Source organism: Coxiella-like endosymbiont, from assembly GCF_002871095.1.
In the GTDB taxonomy this organism is placed as follows: domain Bacteria; phylum Pseudomonadota; class Gammaproteobacteria; order Coxiellales; family Coxiellaceae; genus Coxiella.
The window spans coordinates 1-6,776 of record NZ_NSHJ01000130.1 but is presented as its reverse complement, the minus strand read 5'-3'; the positions used below and the strand labels follow the sequence as shown (position 1 = coordinate 6,776).

Genomic DNA, 6,776 nt, shown 5'->3' with positions numbered 1-6,776 from the left:
ATTTGTTGTGCTGTAGAGTCACAGGAATCGACCGAAACCAACACGGAGTAGATCGTCGGCAGCGTCAGATGCGGATAAGAGAAAGGGTTTGGGGGGGGGATTGTCTATTCATGATAGAAGCTTGAATAGAAATGTAAGCGTATTTTTGTTGACATTACTTAATATGGGTGTAAAATAGCATTTCTATCATTAAATTAAATAATAGTGCTCTTTAACAACTAGAAATAAACGGAAGCAGTTTGTGTGGGTACTGTGTGATAGTCGAATCATAAAAAATTATTCGACACACAGCCTGCCTAACTGCAGTGTTTTGTGTCGAGCCTTAATTTTGTCCTTTAGAGGACAACATTTGTTTAATTGAAGAGTTTGATTCTGGCTCAGATTGAACGCTAGCGGCATGCCTAACACATGCAAGTCGAACGGCAACGGGGGGAGCTTAGCTCCCTGACGGCAAGTGGCGGACGGGTGAGTAATACGTAGGAATCTACCTTATAGTGGGGGATAACCTGGGGAAACTCAGGCTAATACCGCATAATCTTTCTTTAAAAGCAAAGCGGGGGATCTTCGGACCTCGTGCTATAAGATGAGCCTGCGTCGGATTAGCTAGTTGGTAGGGTAATAGCCTACCAAGGCAACAATCCGTAGCTGGTCTGAGAGGACGATCAGCCACACTGGGACTGAGACACGGCCCAGACTCCTACGGGAGGCAGCAGTGGGGAATATTGGACAATGGGGGAAACCCTGATCCAGCAATGCCGCGTGTGTGAAGAAGGCCTTCGGGTTGTAAAGCACTTTCGGTGGGAAAGAAAGTTTCAAAGTTAATACCTTTTGAGAGTTGACGTTACCCACAAAAGAAGCACTGGCTAACTCTGTGCCAGCAGCCGCGGTAATACAGAGAGTGCAAGCGTTAATCGGAATTACTGGGCGTAAAGCGCGCGTAGGTGGATATTTAAGTCGAATGTGAAAGCCCTAGGCTTAACCTAGGAACTGCATCCGATACTTAATATCTAGAGTATGGTAGAGGGAAGTGGAATTTCCGGTGTAGCGGTGAAATGCGTAGATATCGGAAAGAACACCAGTGGCGAAGGCGGCTTCCTAGACCAATACTGACACTGAGGTGCGAAAGCGTGGGGAGCAAACAGGATTAGAGACCCTGGTAGTCCACGCCGTCAACGATGAGAACTAGCTGTTAAAAAGTTTACTTTCTAGTAGCAAAGCTAACGCGTTAAGTTCTCCGCCTGGGGAGTACGGCCGCAAGGTTAAAACTCAAAGAAATTGACGGGGGCCCGCACAAGCGGTGGAGCATGTGGTTTAATTCGATGCAACGCGAAAAACCTTACCTACCCTTGACATCCTCGGAACTTGTCAGAGATGACTTGGTGCCTTCGGGAGCCGAGTGACAGGTGCTGCATGGCTGTCGTCAGCTCGTGTCGTGAGATGTTGGGTTAAGTCCCGTAACGAGCGCAACCCTCGTCCTTAGTTGCCAGCGGTTCGGCCGGGAACTCTAAGGAAACTGCCGGTGATAAACCGGAGGAAGGTGAGGATGATGTCAAGTCATCATGGCCCTTACGGGTAGGGCTACACACGTGCTACAATGGGCAGTACAAAGGGTTGCTACATCGCGAGGTAAAGCTAATCCCAAAAAACTGTTCGTAGTCCGGATTGGAGTCTGCAACTCGACTCCATGAAGTTGGAATCGCTAGTAATCGCGAATCAGAATGTCGCGGTGAATACGTTCTCGGGCCTTGTACACACCGCCCGTCACACCATGGAAGTGAATTGTACCAGAAGCGGGTAAGCTAACCTTCGGGAAGCTGCTCACCACGGTATGATTCATGACTGGGGTGAAGTCGTAACAAGGTAGCCGTAGGGGAACCTGCGGCTGGATCACCTCCTTAACTTTAATATAGTGATCAAATTATCGTACATGTATCCACACAAACTGCTTTCTAGTAATTTACAATTCAAGATCTGAGTTTATTTATTTCAGAATCAGGTTAAAAAAAGTTCCTGAAATCTCTGATCAATGAACTCGGGTCTGTAGCTCAGTTGGTTAGAGCGCACCCCTGATAAGGGTGAGGTCGGAAGTTCAAATCTTCCCAGACCTACTATAATTTTGGGGCCATAGCTCAGTTGGGAGAGCATCTGCCTTGCAAGCAGAAAGTCGGCGGTTCGACTCCGCCTGGCTCCATATATATTTCGCTAATTTCTCTAAAACTATGCAAAAAAAATGAATTTTTAAATGAAGTCTAGCTTTAGTAGTAAAAATTTTACTTCCGTTTATTTTTCTTGATATTATACTTTTAATATTGCTATTATACTTTATATAATATTATGGATATTTAAAATATTTATGGATAATTTAATAGTTTATATTATTAGTTAACCCTTGCATTTTTTAATAATTAATGCAGGGAGTTCTTTAACAATTTGGTAATTAAAGTAAAGGCGCCAATTTAGGTATTCTAATGTCTTTATTGACAAAGTAATCATAAAATCATTTAGGGTTACATAGTCAAGTAAATAAAGCGCGTATGGTGGATGCCTTGGCAGTAAGAGGCGATAAAGGACGTAGTAGCTTGCGATAAGCTTCGGGAAGCTGGCAAACAAGCAATGATCCGGAGATTTCCGAATGGGAAAACCCAACCTTTTGAGGTTATTATGTGCTAAATTCATAGGTACATAAAGCGAACCTGGAGAACTGAAACATCTAAGTACCCAGAGGAAAAAAAATCAACCGAGATTCCGTTAGTAGCGGCGAGCGAAAGCGGAACAGCCCAGTTACTAAATCATTATTAGTTTTAGCAGAATGTTCTGGAAAGTTCAGCCATAGTAGGTGATAGCCCCGTATGTAAAAAGGCTAATAATGTGGGTAACAATGAGTAAGTCGGGACACGTGAAATCTTGACTGAATATGGGGGGACCATCCTCCAAGGCTAAATACTCCTTACTGACCGATAGCGAACTAGTACCGTAAGGGAAAGGTAAAAAGAACCCCGATAAGGGGAGTGAAATAGAACCTGAAACCGTATGCGTACAAGCAGTCAAAGCATTTTTTAAAAAATGTAATGGCGTACCTTTTGTATAATGGGTCAGCGACTTACTTGTTGTAGCAAGCTTAACCGTATAGGGGAGGCGTAAGGAAACTGAGTCTGAAATAGGCGTTTAGTTGCAACGAGTAAACCCGAAACCGGGCGATCTATCTATGACCAGGGTGAAGGTCAAGTAACATTGACTGGAGGCCCGAACCCACTACTGTTGAAAAAGTAGGGGATGAGTTGTAGATAGGAGTGAAAGACTAATCAAGCTCGGAAATAGCTGGTTCTCCTCGAAAGCTATTTAGGTAGCGCCTCGTGTATGACTCTTGGGGGTAGAGCACTGTTTTGGCTAAAAGGCTTCCCAGCCTGTTAAACCAAGGCAAACTCCGAATACCAAGAAGTTTTAGCATGGGAGACACACTACGGGTGATAAGGTCCGTGGTGAAAAGGGAAACAGCCCAGACCGCCAGCTAAGGTCCCAAAATTATAGTTAAGTGAAAAACGATGTGGGAGGTCTCAGACAGCCAGGAGGTTGGCTTAGAAGCAGCCATCCTTTAAAGAAAGCGTAATAGCTCACTGGTCAAGTCATCCTGCGCGAAAGATTTAACGGGGCTTAAACTATATACCGAAGCTGCGGAGCTCTTTTTTAAAGAGCTGGTAGAGGAGCGTTCTGTAAACCTGTAAAGGTAAATTGAAAAATTTGCTGGAGGTATCAGAAGTGCAAATGCTGACATAAGTAACGATAATGTAGGTGAAAAACCTACACGCCGAAAGTCCAAGGTTTCCTGCGCAACGCTAATCGGCGCAGGGTGAGTCGGCCCCTAAGGCAAAGTAGAAATGCGTAGTCGATGGGAAACAGGTTAATATTCCTGTACTTTATAATACTGCGATGGGAGGACGAAGAAGGCTAGGTCAGCCACTTAATGGTTATAGTGGTTCAAGTACGTAGGAAAAGTTCTTTGGCAAATCCGGGAACTCTATTCTGAGATATGATGACAAAACATGATTTATTCATGTAAAGTGACTAATGCCACGCTTCCAGGAAAAGTCTCTAAGCTTCAGGTATTGTAAAACCGTACCTAAACCGACACAGGTAGACAAGTAGAGAATACTAAGGCGTTTGAGAGAACTTGGGTGAAGGAACTAGGCAAAATGACACCGTAACTTCGGGAGAAGGTGTGCCTTTAATAGGTGAAAGTCTTTACGACTAAAGCTGAAAAAGGTTGCAAATACCAGGTGGCTGCGACTGTTTACTAAAAACACAGCACTCTGCAAACTCGTAAGAGGACGTATAGGGTGTGACGCCTGCCCGGTGCCGGAAGGTTAAATGATGGAGTTAACTTTTGAGTAAAGCTTCAGATTGAAGCCCCGGTAAACGGCGGCCGTAACTATAACGGTCCTAAGGTAGAATTGCTGCCTTAGTAAAATCTGGCTATATGCTGGAAACTCCGAGTATCCTGCAGTACTTGCTTTACCATAAAATTTTTTAATTTTTATTTAAATTTTATCTAAAGCAGTAAAAATCTGACAGGTGCGGACAATCAGCAGGAAAGACTAGTAAAAATTAACTAGATAATTAGTTTTGTAAATATTATTAAATAATTTTAATCAATTATGTTAAACATACACTCAAAAAATTTAAAAACCCTTAATATTAATAAAGTTATTTAATATTAACAAATATAAGTAAATATTAAATATCATAAATATTGTAAGTAAATATTAAATTTTTTGTGAAAACATATAAAAATTTTGTGAAAACTAAAAAATTGTTTATTTTTTAAAAATATTTATTCTAAACTTCAAAAAATTAAACTGTTTAAAAGTTATTAATAAAATATTACCCTTTTGTAAGGGTTGATTAAGATTACTAAAATTATTTACGTAATTAGTAATTAAGCGTTAGAAATTATAATCCAAATTTATTAGAATCCTCAGAGACTATACGCCAGACATTCAATAAATTTTGAATTAAAGATAAATAATTAAATAATTTTAAATTTTGAATGAAGATATAGTCCCGACTACATGGCGACATGTAGAAAAAGAAAAGTTACTTTTAAGTTATTTAAATTCATTAAATAAGTTAAGATTTCAAGCGAAATTCCTTGTCGGGTAAGTTCCGACCTGCACGAATGGCGTAACGATGGCCACGCTGTCTCCACCCAAGGCTCAGTGAAATTGAAATCGCTGTGAAGATGCAGCGTACCCGCGGCTAGACGGAAAGACCCCGTGAACCTTTACTACAGCTTTACACTGAATTTTGAATATACCTGTGTAGAATAGGTGGGAGGCTTTGAAGCTGAACGCTAGTTTTAGTGGAGCCATTCTTGAAATACCACCCTAGTGTGTTTAAAGTTCTAACCTTAACTCGTTATCCGGGTTGGAGACAGTGTATGGTAGGTAGTTTGACTGGGGCGGTCTCCTCCAAAAAAGTAACGGAGGAGTACAAAGGTATCCTCAGCACGGTCGGAAATCGTGCATTGTGTGCAAAGGCATAAGGGTGCTTAACTGTGAGACTGACAAGTCAAACAGGTACGAAAGTAGGTCTTAGTGATCCGGTAGTCCTTTATGGAAGGGCTATCGCTCAACGGATAAAAGGTACTCCGGGGATAACAGGCTAATATCACCCAAGAGTTCATATCGACGGTGGTGTTTGGCACCTCGATGTCGGCTCATCACATCCTGGGGCTGTAGCCGGTCCCAAGGGTATGGCTGTTCGCCATTTAAAGTGGTACGTGAGCTGGGTTTAGAACGTCGTGAGACAGTTCGGTCCCTATCTGCCGTGGGCGTTGGAGATTTGAGAGGAGCTACTCCTAGTACGAGAGGACCGGAGTGGACGTACCTCTGGTGTTCCGGTTGTCACGCCAGTGGCACTGCCGGGTAGCTAAGTACGGACAGGATAATCGCTGAAAGCATCTAAGCAAGAAGCCTCCCTCAAGATAAGATCTCCCTGGACCCCCCTTAAAAAAGGGGTCCCTAAAGATTCGTTGAAGACTACAACGTTGATAGGCAGGATGTAAAAGCTCAGTAATGAGTGAAGCTAACCTGTACTAATTAATCGTGAGACTTGATTATGTTACCCTAAATGATTTTATAAGTCCTTTACTACATTACATCAGTTTCCTGGCGGCCATAGCGAGCGGGTCCCACCTGATCCCATTCCGAACTCAGAAGTGAAAATGCTCAGCGCCGATGATAGTATGGTTTATTTCCATGTGAAAGTAGGTCACTGCCAGGATTTTTTTTATATTCATTATTTAGTGAACAGATTTAGTGAACAGATAAAGTAAAAAAGTAATAAGACGAAGAAAAAGCATTGAAGACGAACAATTAAACATTTAAACTTATATCACATCACAATCAATTTTTATCCTATACTCTCTAATTTATATAATTTAATCATTATTTCGTTGGATGGAAATTAATAAATCTGTCATTAAATTATGTCTGTAATTTAGATTATTTAGCTTCACAGGCTATTTTTCGACAATGCTGATTTAAAATTAATTTAATTTTTAATAAAATTCTCTCTTATAAATCTTATAAGAGAGTCTTTTTTATAATGATATTTATCGAAAGTGTTTTAATTTTTATGAAAATGTTATTTATTCAAAATTATTTACGTACTTTATCCATTATTTTTATGTATAAAATTCTTCCTAAACTTTTTAGGTTTTTATAATTTTAGTTCTAGTATTTTCTTTAAAATAAAGAAAATATAGCCTAAATAAATAT

Annotated in this window: 2 tRNA genes and 3 rRNA genes; all 5 read left to right on the top strand. The window is 40.9% G+C overall.

The features are described 5' to 3' along the window. Nucleotides 1-354: 354 nt before the first annotated feature. A 16S ribosomal RNA gene (locus CLERM_RS03025) occupies nucleotides 355-1,898 on the top strand. A 136-nt stretch (nucleotides 1,899-2,034) separates the two neighbouring features. Next, a tRNA-Ile gene (locus tag CLERM_RS03020) sits at nucleotides 2,035-2,108 on the top strand. A gap of 10 nt (nucleotides 2,109-2,118) precedes the next feature. Then, a tRNA-Ala gene (locus tag CLERM_RS03015) sits at nucleotides 2,119-2,191 on the top strand. A 322-nt stretch (nucleotides 2,192-2,513) separates the two neighbouring features. Beyond that, a 23S ribosomal RNA gene (locus tag CLERM_RS03010) occupies nucleotides 2,514-6,116 on the top strand. Nucleotides 6,117-6,163: 47 nt separating this feature from the next. Next, nucleotides 6,164-6,279, top strand: a 5S ribosomal RNA gene (rrf, locus tag CLERM_RS03005). The 16S, 23S and 5S rRNA genes sit together here with 2 tRNA genes alongside, the layout of an rRNA operon. Nucleotides 6,280-6,776: the final 497 nt, after the last annotated feature.